Annotated in this window: 16 protein-coding genes; 6 read left to right on the top strand and 10 right to left on the bottom strand. The window is 34.6% G+C overall.

Annotated elements, in window-relative coordinates:
- Positions 1 to 122 precede the first annotated feature (122 nt).
- From ACFPH8_RS12905 to ACFPH8_RS12895, 3 genes are all read right to left on the bottom strand, one after another.
- Positions 123 to 2426 carry a TonB-dependent receptor plug domain-containing protein gene (locus tag ACFPH8_RS12905; protein ID WP_376861537.1) on the bottom strand — a complete coding sequence of 768 codons (2304 nt, stop codon included), beginning with the start codon at positions 2424 to 2426 and terminating at the stop codon, positions 123 to 125.
- Positions 2416 to 3312: a FecR family protein gene (locus ACFPH8_RS12900; RefSeq protein WP_376861535.1), complete on the bottom strand. Its 897-nt coding sequence runs from the start codon at positions 3310 to 3312 to the stop codon at positions 2416 to 2418. The genes ACFPH8_RS12905 and ACFPH8_RS12900 overlap by 11 nt, the downstream gene beginning before the upstream one ends.
- Positions 3313 to 3378: 66 nt before the next feature.
- Positions 3379 to 3894: an RNA polymerase sigma factor gene (locus ACFPH8_RS12895; RefSeq protein WP_376861533.1), complete on the bottom strand. Its 516-nt coding sequence runs from the start codon at positions 3892 to 3894 to the stop codon at positions 3379 to 3381.
- Between the two features lie 103 nt (positions 3895 to 3997).
- On the opposite strand from ACFPH8_RS12895, the gene ACFPH8_RS12890 reads away from it, so the two are divergent.
- The 5 genes from ACFPH8_RS12890 to ACFPH8_RS12870 all read left to right on the top strand — a co-directional run bounded on the left by ACFPH8_RS12890 (position 3998) and on the right by ACFPH8_RS12870 (position 9930).
- Positions 3998 to 6313 carry a LamG domain-containing protein gene (locus ACFPH8_RS12890; RefSeq protein ID WP_376861531.1) on the top strand — a complete coding sequence of 772 codons (2316 nt, stop codon included), beginning with the start codon at positions 3998 to 4000 and terminating at the stop codon, positions 6311 to 6313.
- Between the two features lie 141 nt (positions 6314 to 6454).
- Positions 6455 to 7783: a signal recognition particle protein gene (gene ffh, locus ACFPH8_RS12885; protein ID WP_376861529.1), complete on the top strand. Its 1329-nt coding sequence runs from the start codon at positions 6455 to 6457 to the stop codon at positions 7781 to 7783.
- A gap of 72 nt (positions 7784 to 7855) precedes the next feature.
- Positions 7856 to 8227, top strand: coding sequence for a four helix bundle protein (locus ACFPH8_RS12880; protein ID WP_376861527.1), 372 nt, complete (start codon positions 7856 to 7858; stop codon positions 8225 to 8227).
- A gap of 75 nt (positions 8228 to 8302) precedes the next feature.
- On the top strand, positions 8303 to 9181 hold the full coding sequence (locus tag ACFPH8_RS12875; RefSeq protein WP_248398218.1) for a bifunctional 5,10-methylenetetrahydrofolate dehydrogenase/5,10-methenyltetrahydrofolate cyclohydrolase: 879 nt from the start codon (positions 8303 to 8305) through the stop codon (positions 9179 to 9181).
- 17 nt (positions 9182 to 9198) lie between these two features.
- Positions 9199 to 9930 (top strand): YwaF family protein, encoded by a 732-nt coding sequence (locus tag ACFPH8_RS12870; RefSeq protein WP_376861525.1) that lies wholly within the window; start codon positions 9199 to 9201, stop codon positions 9928 to 9930.
- A gap of 31 nt (positions 9931 to 9961) precedes the next feature.
- On the opposite strand, the gene ACFPH8_RS12865 is transcribed toward ACFPH8_RS12870, so the two are convergent.
- The 6 genes from ACFPH8_RS12865 to ACFPH8_RS12840 form a co-directional block, all read right to left on the bottom strand.
- Positions 9962 to 10384: a VOC family protein gene (locus ACFPH8_RS12865; RefSeq protein WP_376861523.1), complete on the bottom strand. Its 423-nt coding sequence runs from the start codon at positions 10382 to 10384 to the stop codon at positions 9962 to 9964.
- A 5-nt stretch (positions 10385 to 10389) separates the two neighbouring features.
- On the bottom strand, positions 10390 to 11154 hold the full coding sequence (locus tag ACFPH8_RS12860; protein ID WP_376861581.1) for a pseudouridine synthase: 765 nt from the start codon (positions 11152 to 11154) through the stop codon (positions 10390 to 10392).
- Positions 11155 to 11171: 17 nt separating this feature from the next.
- A complete protein-coding gene (locus ACFPH8_RS12855; RefSeq protein WP_376861521.1) occupies positions 11172 to 11996 on the bottom strand; it encodes an alpha/beta fold hydrolase in 825 nt (274 codons plus the stop codon).
- Positions 11993 to 12358 (bottom strand): cupin domain-containing protein, encoded by a 366-nt coding sequence (locus tag ACFPH8_RS12850; protein ID WP_248398230.1) that lies wholly within the window; start codon positions 12356 to 12358, stop codon positions 11993 to 11995. Before ACFPH8_RS12850 ends, ACFPH8_RS12855 begins: the two co-directional genes overlap by 4 nt.
- A 61-nt stretch (positions 12359 to 12419) precedes the next feature.
- Positions 12420 to 12974 (bottom strand): hypothetical protein, encoded by a 555-nt coding sequence (locus ACFPH8_RS12845; protein ID WP_376861518.1) that lies wholly within the window; start codon positions 12972 to 12974, stop codon positions 12420 to 12422.
- A 32-nt stretch (positions 12975 to 13006) separates the two neighbouring features.
- Complete coding sequence (locus ACFPH8_RS12840) at positions 13007 to 14551, bottom strand: helicase HerA-like domain-containing protein (RefSeq protein WP_376861516.1); 1545 nt, start codon at positions 14549 to 14551, stop codon at positions 13007 to 13009.
- 192 nt (positions 14552 to 14743) lie between these two features.
- Here ACFPH8_RS12840 and ACFPH8_RS12835 point away from each other — a divergent pair, with 192 nt between their 5' ends.
- On the top strand, positions 14744 to 15376 hold the full coding sequence (locus ACFPH8_RS12835) for a 7-carboxy-7-deazaguanine synthase QueE (RefSeq protein ID WP_376861514.1): 633 nt from the start codon (positions 14744 to 14746) through the stop codon (positions 15374 to 15376).
- 52 nt (positions 15377 to 15428) lie between these two features.
- On the opposite strand, the gene ACFPH8_RS12830 is transcribed toward ACFPH8_RS12835, so the two are convergent.
- Positions 15429 to 15968 carry a DUF2911 domain-containing protein gene (locus tag ACFPH8_RS12830; RefSeq protein ID WP_248398241.1) on the bottom strand — a complete coding sequence of 180 codons (540 nt, stop codon included), beginning with the start codon at positions 15966 to 15968 and terminating at the stop codon, positions 15429 to 15431.
- Positions 15969 to 16029 lie beyond the last annotated feature (61 nt).

The following is a 16029-nucleotide window of genomic DNA, read 5'->3' as shown; positions in this document are numbered from 1 at the left end:
AACTATTTTGCTTTATGTGGTTTTATTATTCGCCATCCTGCTGTTTTTGCCTTTTCTTTTAGGTTATTTTGCTGGGAAAATTCATCAGAAAAATAAACAGCATAGGAGCAAGGATTAACCTTCTAAAATAAAACGCGAATCGATAGGTTTGGTGTAATACCTAATGCTACGTTTTCTACCTGAATTACTTGGTTATTGGCATCCATGATATAGTACCTATTTATAATATTTTCTGTGTCAAAAATATTCCAAACGGAGGCGCCAATTTGGGCATTGGTCTGTTTTGAAAGTTGAAAATTATAAATGGCTGAAAAGTCCGTTCGCCAATAATCGGGTAAATTTTCGGCATTGGGTTCGCCGTAAACAAGTGTGTTGGAAGCTTCGGTTTGACCACTATCTATTAATGTGTTGGGTTTTCCTGAATGCCAATTCATCCCTAAGGCTAATTTCAAACGATTTAAGGTGTAGGTGCCCGATACGTTTAATTGATGTTTGATGTCTACATTATTTGGAAACTGGTCCCCATTATGTAATTCTGGAAAGGTATAGGCGTTTTTACTATAGGAGTAACTTAACCAAGTGCTAAAATTTTCAAATTGTTTATTAATTAAAAAGTCCAATCCTGTTACACGATATGCGCCAATAGAATTGGTGTATTGAAACTGATTTTGAAAACCTTGACTTCTAGACGTAATGCCATCAACCTGTTTGATGTAACCTTCCAAACTAATTAATAATTGGTTTTTATTGTAATGAATTCCAGTGGAAAGTTGCTGACTTTTTATGACTGGAATATCGTTATTATTGGCTAAAATCCATCGTCTCTTTTCAATACCTAAAAAATCGTTTTGTAAATCAATAATTTGCGATGTTGTTTGGCTTTTCAATTCTGCTAAAACTTCAATGCGAAAATTTTCAGCAATAATTTGATTGAAGCTCACGCGTGGTTCAAAATAGAAATCTGAAAATTTCTCTATATAATTCGCCCGAAATCCAAAGCGTGCTCGCGTATTTCCGGATTTCGATTTACAGGTTAATTCGTTATAAAATCCATGAGTTCGTAATACTTCTTTGATGTAACGTCTAAAAATAGGGTTGGAAACGTCTTCAAGGTTACTGATGCCAACTTCAGAATATTGGTAACCACCTTCATAATTTAATTGTGCATCTACGTTGTAAAGAATATGTGCTTTAAAACTACCATCTGTGACTTCGTTTTCTTGAATGAGCTTCTGGTTATTGCTCACATCAGCATGATTAGCATATAAATCATATGAAGAAAAATAGGCTTGAAATGTTGTTTGTAATTTAGAATTCCAATTTCTAGAAAACGTGCTATTTATGGCCAGGCTACCTTGGGTAAGTTGACTGTCTGAACGTGTTTTGCTATTGTTTATGGTGGCCGTTTCTTGGTAATCCAAGGCGTTTTCAATGTTTAAAAAACTGACTTCCAATTTGTCCTTTTCAGAAATATCATAAATCAGTTTGGCAGAAACATCATAAAAATAGAATTTTTCCGAGTTTGTTAAAACGGTTTCCGTAGGATTTGTTAAATCGGAATCTTGAAAAATACGTTTAAAATATTGCTTGTAAGTTGGCGTGTTAAAAACATCGGTAAGCGAACGCCTTCCCGCAACTTGTACGCCTGTTTTTTCTGAAATAGGAATGCGAGCAAAGGCATCAGCAGCTAACATATTGGCGCCTATTCCTGCTTCGGTTTTTTTTGAAATGGTATGGGAACTTTGCATATCAATAATTCCAGAAACACCATCGCCAAATTGTGCGCTGGATCCATTTTTAGAAACTAAAACATCATCAATTAAAGATGGATTAAAAGCTGAAATAAGTCCGAAGAAATGGCCGGATTGATACATTTTTACGCCATCCCAGAGAATGAGATTTTGGTCGTTAGTGCCACCACGAATATTTAAGGTAGAAACCCGTTCATCAGCACTTGTAATCCCCGGCAAGGCTTGAATGGTTTGCAACACGTCAGGTTCTATTAAGCCAGGTAAAATTCCAAAGGTTTTTAAGTGAATATGTGTTGTTCCATCCGCTTGTGTCGAAATACCTTCTGTTAAATAATTATTAAGAATTACTTCGTTTAGATATTGAGTTTTGGTGATATCTGAAAATTTAATAGGTCTAACGGCATAGCTAGTTTCTGATACCATTTCAAAAATTAAATGCGTTTCAGTTTCTAAATACGCAATGAGTTTTGCTTTAGAAAGTGTTTGGCTTGGAGGAGGTATTTCTTTATTGGCAACCGTAGCATCAGCATAAGAAAAAGACAATTGGTATTCCCGTTCAATATGTTCTAAAACGGATTGTAAGGGTTTGGTTTTGGCGGCGTTATTTTGAGCTTGAAGCAATCCAAACAGGCCAAAAAAGCAGTAAAAAAATATAATAAAGGGTTTATTTTTCATGCAACACAATCAAACCATTTTCTTTTGTATAGGTAATATTTAAAGGTAGTGTAATAGCTTTTAATGCTAAATCTAAATCCGTATGAACAAATTTCCCAGTAAACAGCACGGATGTGTTTATCGTTTGTGCATCAACTTTTAGCCCATACTGACGCTCCAATTCGTTTAAAACAAATTTATACGGCATGCTCTTAAACTGACTATGGTTGTATAACCAAGCTGGATTTAGAATGTTTTCTTTTTCTCGTGCAATAAATTTCCCATTTAGTATTAAAAATTGATCGCCTGGTTTTAAAACCATATTTTTATGGTCAGTTATAACCTGTACAGAACCTTCATAACAAACCACTTCAAAAATATCATTTCTGTTTTCTACTAAAAATTGGGTTCCTAAAACGGTAATAGTTCCAGAGGATGTTTGAACATTAAATTTGGAACCTTTTTCAACTTTAAAATAAGCTTCACCATGTAAGGTCAATTCACGTTGGTTTTTCCAGCTTTTTTTATTGTAGGTTATTTGGGATTGTGCATTTAAAGTTACCTCTGAATAATCTGGTAATTCAAATGTTGTTTTTTCAGCGGTTAATGTGGTAATATGTGTATCTAAAGTCGTTGTGTAATAATACACACTAAAGGAAATGGCAATTAATGCTGCAATTTTTAAAATAGGTTTTAACCATTTTGTTTTCGATTTCTGCTTTTTGGAAATTTCTGCCGAAATGGTTTCAAAAGCAAGCGACTCATCAAACTTGGGAGCTTTAAAATGCATCAAGTTTTCTGATAATTTCATAAGCGGCTCATAATCATCAAGTGCCTTAAATGCGGCTAGTTCTTGCGGATTCAAGTCGTCTTGCAACCATTTTTGTATCAGTTCTTCTCGATTCATAATGTACCTACTCAAGTATATAACAAGTTCGCTATTGTTTTTCCTACCTCGGTTTAAATTATTTATTTAAATACCTTCAATATCTTTTCGTAATTGTTTTAGAGCTCCATAAATACGTTTTTCTACAGCTTTGGTTGAAATGTTTAGCAGGTCGGCAATTTCTTTGTGCTTTTTCCCTTCAACCCGATTCAATAAAAAGGCCACACGTTGTGCTTCGGTTAAATTAGAAATCGCTTTTTGGAGTTTTTCCATGTATTCACGTTCTTCTAAAAGGAATTCTGGCGTTTCGTTTGTGGATGACTTGGGTTTTATTTCTTGAAATTTTAACACCACTTTTTGATGCGCCACAGCATTTAACATCAAATTATTGGCAACCGTAAATAAATACGATTTTGCTTTAGATGGTTTGATGTCTTTACAGTTTTTCCATAACTTTATAAAAGCCTCTTGAACCTGATCTTGTGGGTTTAAATGGCTTCCAAATTTGTAATATAAAAAGTTGTGCAAGTTTTTGGCATGCGTTTTAAACAGCTTGGAAAACAGCTGTTCATTACAAATATGATCATTTAAATCTTTAGACATTTTTTAAATTCTGTCTGTAAATGTATAAAAAAAGTCATGGCATGGTAGGAGTTTTTAAATTTAAACTGTTTTATAAGAAATGAGTCTAATTAAAACACATATCATGAAACAACCAATCAAATGTATCTTCTTACTTGTCGGGATTCTGTTTTTTACAGTTACCGCATGTCAAGATGAGGTTATTGAAGAAACACCTTCAAACGAACAGGAAATTATTCAGCCAGAATCCAATTTGGCTAACTTAATGCGAAACACGTCTGCCAACAATGGTAATGTGGATAATATTCTTGATGGTTCGGATTGCTTTACAGTTAATTTACCGGTAACCATTGTCGCAAATGGTATTACCTTAACTATTGAAACACTTACTGATTTAAGTCTGTTGGAAGCTATTTTTGATGCCAGCAATACCGATGAGGATGATTTAGATTTCCTATTCCCAATATCTATAATTTTAAACGATTATACCGAAGTTAATATCGATTCCGTGGACACGTTAGAAGCGTTTATTGACTCCTGTATAGCAGATGAAGACCTTATAGAGTGTGCAGATTTTGTATACCCAATTTCCTTTTCCATTTATAACACTAGTTTTCAAATTATTGATACCGTTGTTATAGATAATGATTACGAATTATATATCTTTTTAGAAGGTTTAGATGATGGTAATAATGGTGCTGTTCTAACAAGCTTAAATTTTCCAGTGTCCATTCAATATACAAATGGTACAACGATTGAAGTTGCTAATAATCAAGCATTAGAGGAAGCTATCAATGCGGCTAATGAAAACTGTTTTTATGATTGTGATCTTGATGATGTTATTGAAAATTTACAAGAATGTCATTGGAATATTGTGAGCTATAATAGTGACGATACCTTTATAGAATATGATGTGTTTTTCAACGATAATGGCACAGTAGAATTCATAATAGATTTTATAACGGTTGCTATTGGTGGAAACTGGAGTGCTTCTACAACCAATGAAGGTGTAGTGATTTCAATTTCAGAATTAACGGCTTATGCCGAAGCTTTAGAAGGCGATTGGTTAATTGAAAACTGTAATGATGATAGAATGGTATGGACGCAACAAATAAATTCTGAAACGGTTGAAATGGTTTTGGAGCAAGACTGTCAAGAGAATCCATTTAGTTGTTTTGACGATGTATCTATTACAGCTTGTGATTTTGATAACGACGGATTTGCAATTTTTGAACTGGAGACTCAAGTGTTAGGGAATGTTGTTTGTACTGTGGATTTCACACCGTCATTTCATGTCACATTGGGAGATGCTGAAAATAATGTGAATGCCATAGCCCAACCAAATTCGTATTCAAATACCGCAAACCCACAAACCGTTTATTTGAGAATTGAAGCTTTAAATGGTGATTTTCAAGTGTACGAAATTGATTTAATGCTTGAAAATTGTAGTGCCAATTGTTTAGAATCAGATATTGATAACTATTTACAATCCTGTATTTGGAATGTGGTAAGTTATAATGGCGACGACCATTTAATTATGTATGAATTTGATTTTGTTTCAAATTCCGAAATTATTGTTACAGGTAATGGAATGACTATTTCTGCCTTATGGTCAACGGAACAATCAGGAACCTCTGTAGCACTTTTATTAAGTGGTGTAAATGGGCCAGATATTCAAGCTGTTAATGAGTATTGGTTGATTGTAGCTTGTGATGAAGGTCGATTGGAAATGGTTACTGCCAATAATACAAACATGGTTATGGAGCGTGATTGTCCAACCTGTAATAATCCGGGTACTTTAACTAACGATTTAATTATCTATATGCCTTTTGGGAATGAGGTTCGAGATTTAATTGGAGGAACTGTTATTAACGATTTTAGTTTAACCGAAGATCGAGCAGGTAATGCAACATGTGCCGCTTTATTTGAAGGAAATGCTAATTTCTCTATTCCAGTTACAGCTCAAAACCAATTGGTTCAAGGCGATAATTTTTCAGTAAGTGTTTGGTTTAAAATGCAAAATACCACGGCAGGAAATTTTGAAACCATTTTCCAAAAAGGAAGCGTTAACTCCGAAGGGTTTCAATTGGCTGTTTACGATTTAAATACGCCTCTAGTTAGTGATACGACTAACGGTTACGGATTATGGGATAATGATTGGAATGGTGAAGTGGATGTGCAATGGGAAAATACAGATTGGCATCATTTGGTTGTTACGAGAGATTCAAATAATACCATACGATTATATAGAGATGGACAATTGCGAAACATTGATGAAAACTCCACATTCAATATTGATACAGATCCGCTGAATGATTATTTTATTGGTCAGTTTTTTACAGGACATTTAGATGATTTACGCGTGTACAAACGAACCTTAAGTCCTAATGATGTAGGTGATTTGTATAATCTTGAAGCAGATTGTTTTCAATGTCTATAAACGGTTAGTTATTGGTTTTATTTTTAGTAGAAAAGAGTTGTCAATTATGGCAGCTCTTTTTTATGCAATTAAAATAACAGCATCGCTTTATTAATAGCAATCAAATCATTAAATTTGCATCTTTAAAAAATCATAAGAAGTATGTTTAATAATTTAAGTGAAAAGTTAGATAAAGCGTTACACGTATTAAAAGGTCATGGTAGTATTACGGAAGTAAACGTTGCCGAGACCTTAAAAGAAGTACGTAGAGCCCTTTTAGATGCCGATGTTAACTTTAAAATTGCTAAAGATTTTACCGTTCGTGTAAAGGAAAAAGCACTTGGGCAAAATGTATTAACAACACTTCAGCCAGGCCAATTAATGGTGAAAATCGTTAAAGACGAATTAACCGAATTAATGGGTGGCGATGCAGAAGGTCTTAATTTATCAGGAACACCAAGTATTATTTTAATGTCTGGTTTGCAAGGTTCTGGTAAAACAACCTTTTCTGGTAAACTGGCCAATTTTCTAAAAACTAAAAAAACCAAGAAGCCGTTATTAGTAGCTTGTGATGTGTATCGTCCGGCTGCCGTAGATCAATTGCACGTTGTAGGTGATCAAATTGGTGTTGAGGTTTATAGTGATAAAGGTAATACAGATCCAGTTGCCATTGCTCAAGCAGGTATTGCACATGCCAAAGCCAATGGTTTTAATGTGGTTATTATTGATACAGCTGGTCGTTTGGCAGTTGATGAAGCCATGATGACCGAAATCTCCAACATTCATAAAGCCATCCAACCACAAGAAACCTTATTTGTTGTGGATTCTATGACAGGTCAAGATGCGGTGAATACAGCAAAAGCCTTTAATGATGTCTTAAATTTTGATGGTGTTATCCTAACTAAATTAGATGGTGATACACGTGGTGGAGCTGCTATTTCTATTAAATCGGTTGTAAATAAACCTATTAAGTTTATTGGTACGGGCGAAAAAATGGAAGCGATTGATGTTTTCTATCCATCGCGTATGGCCGATCGTATTTTAGGAATGGGAGACGTGGTGTCTCTTGTTGAAAGAGCCCAAGAACAATATGATGAAGTTGAAGCGAGAAAGCTTCAGAAAAAAATTGCCAAAAACCAATTTGGTTTTGATGATTTCTTAAAACAGATTCAGCAAATCAAGAAAATGGGTAATATGAAAGATCTTATCGGCATGATTCCTGGTGCAGGAAAAATGATGAAAGATATTGATATAGATGATGATGCGTTTAAAGGTATTGAGGCTATGATTCATTCCATGACACCTTTAGAAAGAACAAACCCATCAGTTATAAATGCCAGTAGAAAAAAGCGCATTGGAAAAGGTTCGGGAACATCTGTTCAGGAGGTGAATCAGCTTTTAAAGCAGTTTGACCAAATGGGTAAAATGATGAAAATGATGCAAGGTGGAAAAGGAAAAGCCATGATGCAAGCCATGAAAGGGATGAGGTAATGTTCAGTTACCAGTTTGCAGGAACAGTTTGAAGTCGGGAATTTCAATAATATCTTATTAAATAGTAATAAAATGGATTTCAAAAAACTTTTCGCATATCAAAAAGCATTTGATTTAGCTATGGATATTTTTGAAATCTCGAAAAATTTTCCAAAAGAAGAAACATACGCATTGACAGATCAAATTAGAAGAAGTTCACGTTCTGTGAATGCTAATTTGGCAGAAGCTTATAGAAAGAAAGTTTACCCAAAACATTACCATAGCAAGCTAACTGATGCTGATGCAGAGAATTCAGAAACAAATACATGGTTAGATTTTGCTTTAGCTTGTAATTATATTTCTAAAGAACAGCACATAGATTTATCAAATGAAGGAATTGAAGTTGGTAAATTAATAAATTATTTGATTAATAATCCTGGAAAATTCGGAGTCAATCCAGAATGATTATTTAGTGAATTGAAAATTAAAACCGCAAGAGTAAGAACTGGAAATTGCGACTGCGACTGAAAACTATTATATATGGTCATACTAGACGGAAAAAAAGTAAGCAACGACATTAAAAATGAAATTGCTGATGAGGTTAAAAAAATGAAGGCAAAAGGGGAGAAGGTTCCTCATTTGGCGGCTATTATTGTCGGAAACGATGGCGCTAGTTTAACCTACGTTGCAAGTAAAGTACGAGCTTGCGAGCGTGTTGGTTTTGAATCCACCATGGTACGTTTATCCAATACAACTAGTGAGATTGAATTGCTGGATAAAATTCAAGATTTAAATGAAAACCCAGATATTGATGGTTTCATTATTCAATTACCACTTCCGCCTCAAATTAATACGCAAAAAGTTTTAATGGCTGTAAATCCAGATAAAGATGTGGATGGTTTCCACCCCATGAATTTTGGTAAAATGGCCTTGGATATGTCAACGTTTATTCCTGCAACACCTTTTGGGATTTTGGAACTATTAGATAGGTATAATGTGGAGACCAAAGGAAAACATACCGTTGTTATTGGACGTAGTCATATTGTTGGTCGTCCAATGAGTATTTTAATGGGAAGAAAAGGATTTCCAGGAAACTCTACGGTAACATTAACGCATAGTCACACAAAAAATATAACCCAAATAACCAGTCAAGCCGATATTATTATAACAGCTTTAGGTCATCCAAATTACCTAAAAGCGGAAATGGTTAAAGATGATGCTGTCATTATTGATGTTGGAATTACACGTGTACCAGATGATAATTCGCCAAAAGGCTATATTATTACCGGCGATGTAGATTTTGAAAATGTAAGCAAGAAAGCAAGTTATATTACACCTGTTCCAGGAGGAGTTGGTCCGATGACAATTGCCATGCTGCTTAAAAATACCTTATTGGCTAGAGAACGACACATGCAATAAAGACCTTATATTGCAACGTGAATTTTTTACAAACCCTAATTATTCAGTCTAACAGAGTACAATTTGGTAGTATAGAGCATATACTACCAATTGGTCTAGCCATTCTATTTTGTATTGGTCTTATTCATTTTGCGCGTAAAAAATTACATGTTAACCAAAAATATTTAGTTTTTAAGTGGCTTGGTATTTGTGTTTCGCTGACTATTGTATTGTTTCATGTACACAAAATTAGTTTAGGCGCTTATACTATTTCTAAAGATTTACCTTTATTTCTATGTAGTTTTTTAGCCTTAATTATTCCCATATTTACTACTTCTAGAAAATATTGGATGTATGAAATTTTATTGTTTTGGATAATTGCCGGAACTTTGCAAGGTGTTATAACACCAGATATTGCTGTAGGCTTTCCTAGTTTAGACTATTTCAGGTATTGGATTGTGCATCTGGGTTTACTTACCATTATTTTTTATGCCACCTTCGTGTTACATATGCGACCAAAATTTAAAAGTGTAATCAAGTCCTTTTTAGCATTGCAAGTTTATGTGGCAACCATAATGGCTGTTAATTATGTATTAAATTCTAATTATTTCTATTTAAATAGAAAGCCAGAATCTGCTTCGGCACTGGATTATTTAGGTGATTATCCGTATTATTTACTTGTTGTAGAATTAATATTAATCCCGTTTTTCTTATTAATTTATTTACCGTTTTATTTAATCGGTAATAAAAAGAAACTGACATCCAAATAGTAACGGTGCGTTTATAAAATTTGCCTCGAACTTATTTCGCAAACAATTGACTCCTATCTTTAAACGCTTTAAACTCCAAAGCATTTCCGGCGGGATCGTAAAAAAACATGGTAGCTTGTTCGCCCACTTGTCCTTCAAATCGAATATAAGGTTCAATAACAAATTTGATATCTGCCGCCTGTAAATGTTCAGAAAATTCTTGAAAATCAGCCCAAGGTAAAACCACGCCATAGTGAGGAACTGGAACCGATTTCCCATCCACTGAATTGGTATGTAATACGGCGTCAGATTTTGGTTTATAGTGAATAACTAGTTGGTGGTCGAAAAAATTAAAATCGACCCAATGGTCACTGCTTCGGCCTTCCTCACAGTTTAATACATCGCGATAAAAAACACGACAAGCCTCCAAATTGTGAACTGGAATAGCTATATGAAAAGGTGAAATAGTGGACATATAATTTATCTTCTAGATTGTTTCGCGATGCTTTTATTGGTAATCGTTTTATCTGAATCTGCTAATAAACGATTTAATTCTGCGAATTCTGATTTGGTAAATTCTCTATACGTTCCAACAGGAATATCTAGTTTAATATTCATTATCCGAATACGTTTTAGTGTGACAACCTCATAGGTTAGATACTCACACATACGACGAATTTGCCTGTTTAAGCCTTGGGTTAATATAATTTTAAACTCGTGCGTACCTAGTTTTTCAACCTCACATTTTTTTGTAGTTTTATCTAATTCTTCTAAATAAATTCCACGAGACATGTGTTGAATAAACGTTTGTGAGATGGGTTTGTCAACAGTTACAATATATTCTTTATCATGATTATTACTCGCACGTAATATTTTATTTACAATATCACCATCATCTGTCAAGAAAATTAAACCCTCACTAGGTTTGTCTAAACGACCAATAGGAAAAATACGTTTCGGATATTTTATATAATCAATAATATTATCTTTTTCCACACGTGTATCTGTTGTACAAACAATGCCAACAGGCTTATTAAAGGCCAAATAAACAAATGGGTTATCGTTGCCTTTAATTTCTTTGCCATCTACTTCCACCACATCGGATTCTGATACTTTGGTTCCCATTTCTGGAACCACACCATTAATGGTTACACGTCCAGCATCAATAAGTTTGTCGGCAGCTCGACGTGAGCAATAACCAACTTCGCTTAAATATTTATTGAGTCTTGTTAATTTTTCTTCCATCATGCAAAGATATCAATTTAGCTTTTTAAAAACTCATAAATGTAACTGGATATACTGTCGTCTATTAACGAATGACCAAATCCTGTTGTGGTTATTAGTTTGCTGTTTTTTAGGCTGTTATTAATGGATAGTGCATCTTGATACGGAATGATGGTGTCTTTTTCATCGTGAATAATGAGCCCTTCTAAACTTAATGTTTCTAAATATTTAGCGGTTGAAAAACTTTCAGGCGCTTCATTAAATCTATCCTTTGCTAGTTGGTTAATAGCACTTATTGTACGTTTACTGAAGCCCATCATTGTGTAATACCGATTTAAAACATCCGTGAATTCAGAAGGTGTGCCTAATAAAATCATCTTTTTTAACGCCTTATAATCGCTGTTTGTTTGCGAAAAAACGGAAGCCATACCACCAACGGAATGACCAATAATAAAATCGGGTTTAAACTTTTTTGAAACCGCTTTTATAAAATCGGCATATAACACGGCGTTAAATCGTTTGCTTCCAGATTTACCATGAGCTGGCGCATCTAATGCAATTATGTTGTAATCTAATTTTCGCAAAGGCTCAATTAAATACTGCCACCTCGCCGCATTACTTTCCCAGCCATGTGCTAATAGAATGGTTTTTCCTTTTCCTAGCCACCTGTAAGTCATAACAGGGATGGAATTCACCGTGAGTTCTTCTCGGAAGGAAGTGCCTAAAAAATCATATTGTTTTTCTGTTAGTCTACCACGTCTGGGTGTTGTAAATAAATACAATGCCAAACGTGCTGCAGATTTTTTAGAAAATAATCCAATAACATTTATAAGGAAACCAATGAATTTTTGAAGGATCTTCATGGGGTTTCGCGATTAACTAAATCCATAGAAAATGCAGGTTTACAGATAGCCAAATAAACGCAAGGTTCTGTAAACGGATTGGAATACTGTACACGTGTATTTTTAGTTATTTTGATGGATTGTCCGGCTTCTAAAACAATTTCTTCGCCATCAATTATAAATTGTTTTTTTCCTTTAATGATAAAGGTGTATTCGTCAAATTTAGGTGTTTGAAATGGTTCACTCCAGCCCGCAGGTGCAACCATGTGAGCAATACTAATGTCAGGATTGCCATCGGTTGCCAATCCAAAATGTTCTTTAATTAGTTTACCATCTGTTGTTGGGAATACGAATGGATTATCTTGAACTTGGTATGTTTTCATACGTGTTATTTTAAAGGTTTTGCGTTTTTTTAGTTCTTAACGATCAAATATGTCTAGGAAATTAATCCCAGCCAATCATGAAGTATTTAATTTTAGCGGTTTCAGGAATTTGAATAGCTTCAATTTTAGCGTTAGAATCAAACTGTAAACTTGCGGGTAACTCTTTCTTATCGATGGTAAAAAAGGCATTGATTTCATTCACGAAAACAACCACATTTTTAATGGTATTTTGAATGCTTGAAATTTTATACTGCTTTTCAATATCACCAAATGTACTTTTTGTTGTAATGCCTTTTTCTGTTTTGTAACGCGAATCTATCACTTTAACAGTGCTAATAGTGGCTTTCGGATCTGTAGTTGTTACAGGACTTAATACTAGTAAGGTGTTTCCTGCTTTATCATAAATTTGTATGTCCGAATACTCTTTCATATAAGCTTCGGTATTCGATAATTTCACGATAGAATCGTTCGGGAATATCATTTCCAAATCCGCTACTTTGGTGGAGTCTGTTAGCATGCCAATATTTTGGTTGCCAATTAAAAATGGATCTTGTTCTTTCGTGCAACTAGTGAATAAAGCTGTTACTATAATTAAGCTTAAAATGATTTTTTTCATTTGGGTGTTATTTTTTTAATTGTGTTTTTAGTTTATGATTTTTTAGAACTGCTCATCGCTTTGCTTAAGATCCCAAAAACGCTTCTAATAAAAGTGGCGCTTGTCAGGACTTTTACTATCGGGTTTATTCGCGAACTTGAACGACGCGTGCTTTTTTTAGATTCCGCTTTTTTTAGGGCTTCCTTTTCTTTTTGAGCTTTTTCTTTTAATTCATCAGCTTCCGCTTCTTCAATTTTTTTATTGAGCAATTCATAGGCACTTTCCCTATCAATTTCATCATTGTATTTCTTCACTAATTTAGAATCCGATAAAAGTGCTTCAAGTTCATTGTCTGTTAAAATATCCATGCGACTCATTGGTGCGCGCATCATGGTGGCTGCCAGTGGCGTAGGTCGTCCCTTTTCATCTAAAGCTGACACTAAAGCTTCTCCAGTTCCTAACGATGTTAATATACTAGCCGTATCATAATATTCAGTATCTGGGTAGTTTTGTGCTGCCAACTTTATGGCTTTTCTATCTTTAGCAGTAAATGCACGTAAGGCATGCTGTACTTTTAAACCGAGTTGACTTAAAACCGCTTCCGGAACATCAGTTGGGTTTTGGGTTACAAAATATAACCCAACACCTTTACTTCGTATGAGTTTTACAATACTTTCTATTTGATTTAATAAGGCTTTGGAAGCTTCATTGAAGATTAAATGCGCTTCATCGATAAACAAAATTAATTCAGGTCGTCCAGAATCGCCTTGTTCTGGAAAGGTGGCGTAAATTTCCGCCAATAGACTCAACATAAAGGTTGAAAACAATTTGGGCTTATCCTGAATATCTGTTAAACGAATAATATTTATATAACCACGACCATTTTCATCAACACGCAATAAATCATCAACTTCAAATGATTTTTCACCAAAAAATAAATCACCTCCTTGTTGTTCAATCTCAACTATCTTACGTAAAATAGCACCAGTGGAAGCGGTGGAAATCCGGCCATAAGCATCTTCAAATTCCTCGCGACCTTCATCTGTGGCATATTGTAGAATTTTTTTGAAATCTTTTAAATCTAAAAGTGGTAGTTTGTTATCATCGCAATATTTAAATATTACCGATATAATTCCGGCTTGTGTTTCCGTAACATCTAAAATTCGTGAAATTAAAACGGGTCCAAATTCACTAATCGTTGCCCGAAGTCGCACACCATGTTGTTCCGAAAGGGTTAAAATTTCAACAGGAAAGGCCTTTGGGTTAAAAGGAAGTCCAATTTGCGCATGGCGTTCATCAATTTTTGCATGACCAGGGCTGGGTTGTGCCAATCCACTTAAATCGCCTTTGATGTCCATTAATAATACCGGAATACCTTTTTCGCTTAAATTTTCAGCTAATACCTGAAGTGTCTTTGTTTTACCTGTTCCTGTTGCACCCGCAATTAAGCCATGTCTGTTCATGGTTTTTAAAGGTACATTTACGAAAGCATTGGTAACAGTTTTTCCATCAAGCATGGCGGAACCCAAGGTTATAAACTCACCTTTATTAGTGTTTCCTTCTAATATATGCTTGAAAAACGTCTCGTTTCTGTCCATGAATAATAATTTGCATAAAAGTACAATTCTTAAATTAATCATCGGAATTTTTTTTAAACAATATCAGGTGATTGAAATGGAGCGGTAACCATGTGTTTAAATATATAAAACGAACTTTTTAGTAAGGTTGCGTTATGAAATATCGGAGACATCATAGCACTTACTAAATCCTGTTTTATATCTTTGCATGCTATGACAAGAAGTGAAAGACAAGAGTTGTTAGATAAAGGGCTTTTATTGCCCTTAATGGAGGAGTTTTATACCATACAAGGTGAGGGTTTCCATAAGGGAACGGCTGCCTATTTTATACGAATTGGTGGTTGTGATGTAGGTTGTCATTGGTGTGATGTGAAGGAAAGCTGGTTGGCCGAACTACATCCACCAACTGAAACAGCAAAAATTGTTGCCAATGCTGAAAAGTACAGCAAGACTATAGTGGTAACCGGTGGTGAACCTTTAATGTGGGATATGACGGTTTTAACCAACCAATTAAAAGCAAAAGGTATGCAAACCCATATTGAAACCTCTGGTGCTTATGAGTTAACAGGTACTTGGGATTGGATTTGCCTTTCGCCTAAAAAATTAAAATTACCAACCCAACCGGTTTATGATAATGCAAATGAATTAAAGGTGATTGTTTATAATAAAGACGACTTTAAATTTGCGGAGGAACAAGCGGCTAAAGTAAATAAAGATTGTATTTTGTATTTACAGCCTGAATGGAGTAAACGCGATAAAATGGTGCCCGACATTGTAGATTACGTTATGGCAAACCCGAAATGGAAAGTGTCATTACAAACCCACAAATACTTAAATATACCCTAAAAAAAAACGCCTTGAATAGTCAAGGCGTTTTTTATTATAATCGAAATGTTTTTTATTTTGAAGAGGTAGGTACCGATACTCTAACCTTTCCCCATCCCATGTGCATGTTAGCATCATCATCAAAACTTATAGAAAATGCTTCTAAAGATTCATCCGCTATGTTTACAGGAGCCGTAACACGAGCAACATCATTTTCTTCTTTGTAGAAATATGACCCCCAAGTATTCAAATCTTTATTAATAATAATTGTCCACGCTTTGTCTCCAGGAATGGTGAATAAAGAATAGGTTCCTTTTTTTATCATTTTGCCACCAAAATTGGTGTCTTTATAAAATGTAATTTCAACAGCTTCATTAGCTCCAGTACGCCAAACCTTATCATTAGGTGCTAATTTATCTAATGAACGATTGTTAAGTTGTGGTCTGCTGTAAACGACTTTTATAGATTTGTTGGCATCCTTGTAATCTGAAGGAAACGCGGCGGCATCCATTGGGCTTTTATCTAAATTAGAAAACTCTTGAGCAGATAAGCTTGTTGTGAATACCATAACCAAAGCAAACGCGACGGATGTAATAAATGTTGATTTCTTCATATTTATAATTTTTGTTTCGTTAAAAATATTTAATAATTTTTAAACAGTCGCAAATTTTCTT

The organism is Bizionia hallyeonensis (genome assembly GCF_042657385.1).
Classification (GTDB): Bacteria; Bacteroidota; Bacteroidia; order Flavobacteriales; family Flavobacteriaceae; genus Algorimicrobium; species Algorimicrobium hallyeonense.
The sequence above is the reverse complement of the archived record's forward strand: the minus strand, read 5'-3'. Positions and strand labels throughout refer to the sequence as shown.

Bases quoted from the DNA above. Each gene is read 5' to 3' on its own strand.
- ACFPH8_RS12845 (WP_376861518.1), bottom strand. From the start codon at position 12,974: ATGAAAAAAATCATTTTAAGCTTAATTATAGTAACAGCTTTATTCACT.
- ACFPH8_RS12900 (WP_376861535.1), bottom strand. From the start codon at position 3,312: ATGAATCGAGAAGAACTGATACAAAAATGGTTGCAAGACGACTTGAAT.
- ACFPH8_RS12880 (WP_376861527.1), top strand. From the start codon at position 7,856: ATGGATTTCAAAAAACTTTTCGCATATCAAAAAGCATTTGATTTAGCT.
- ACFPH8_RS12895 (WP_376861533.1), bottom strand. From the start codon at position 3,894: ATGTCTAAAGATTTAAATGATCATATTTGTAATGAACAGCTGTTTTCC.
- ACFPH8_RS12850 (WP_248398230.1), bottom strand. From the start codon at position 12,358: ATGAAAACATACCAAGTTCAAGATAATCCATTCGTATTCCCAACAACA.
- ACFPH8_RS12835 (WP_376861514.1), top strand. From the start codon at position 14,744: ATGACAAGAAGTGAAAGACAAGAGTTGTTAGATAAAGGGCTTTTATTG.
- ACFPH8_RS12830 (WP_248398241.1), bottom strand. From the start codon at position 15,968: ATGAAGAAATCAACATTTATTACATCCGTCGCGTTTGCTTTGGTTATG.
- ACFPH8_RS12865 (WP_376861523.1), bottom strand. From the start codon at position 10,384: ATGTCCACTATTTCACCTTTTCATATAGCTATTCCAGTTCACAATTTG.
- ACFPH8_RS12860 (WP_376861581.1), bottom strand. From the start codon at position 11,154: ATGGAAGAAAAATTAACAAGACTCAATAAATATTTAAGCGAAGTTGGT.
- ACFPH8_RS12855 (WP_376861521.1), bottom strand. From the start codon at position 11,996: ATGAAGATCCTTCAAAAATTCATTGGTTTCCTTATAAATGTTATTGGA.
- ACFPH8_RS12840 (WP_376861516.1), bottom strand. From the start codon at position 14,551: ATGGACAGAAACGAGACGTTTTTCAAGCATATATTAGAAGGAAACACT.
- ACFPH8_RS12905 (WP_376861537.1), bottom strand. From the start codon at position 2,426: ATGAAAAATAAACCCTTTATTATATTTTTTTACTGCTTTTTTGGCCTG.
- ACFPH8_RS12875 (WP_248398218.1), top strand. From the start codon at position 8,303: ATGGTCATACTAGACGGAAAAAAAGTAAGCAACGACATTAAAAATGAA.
- ACFPH8_RS12890 (WP_376861531.1), top strand. From the start codon at position 3,998: ATGAAACAACCAATCAAATGTATCTTCTTACTTGTCGGGATTCTGTTT.
- ffh (WP_376861529.1), top strand. From the start codon at position 6,455: ATGTTTAATAATTTAAGTGAAAAGTTAGATAAAGCGTTACACGTATTA.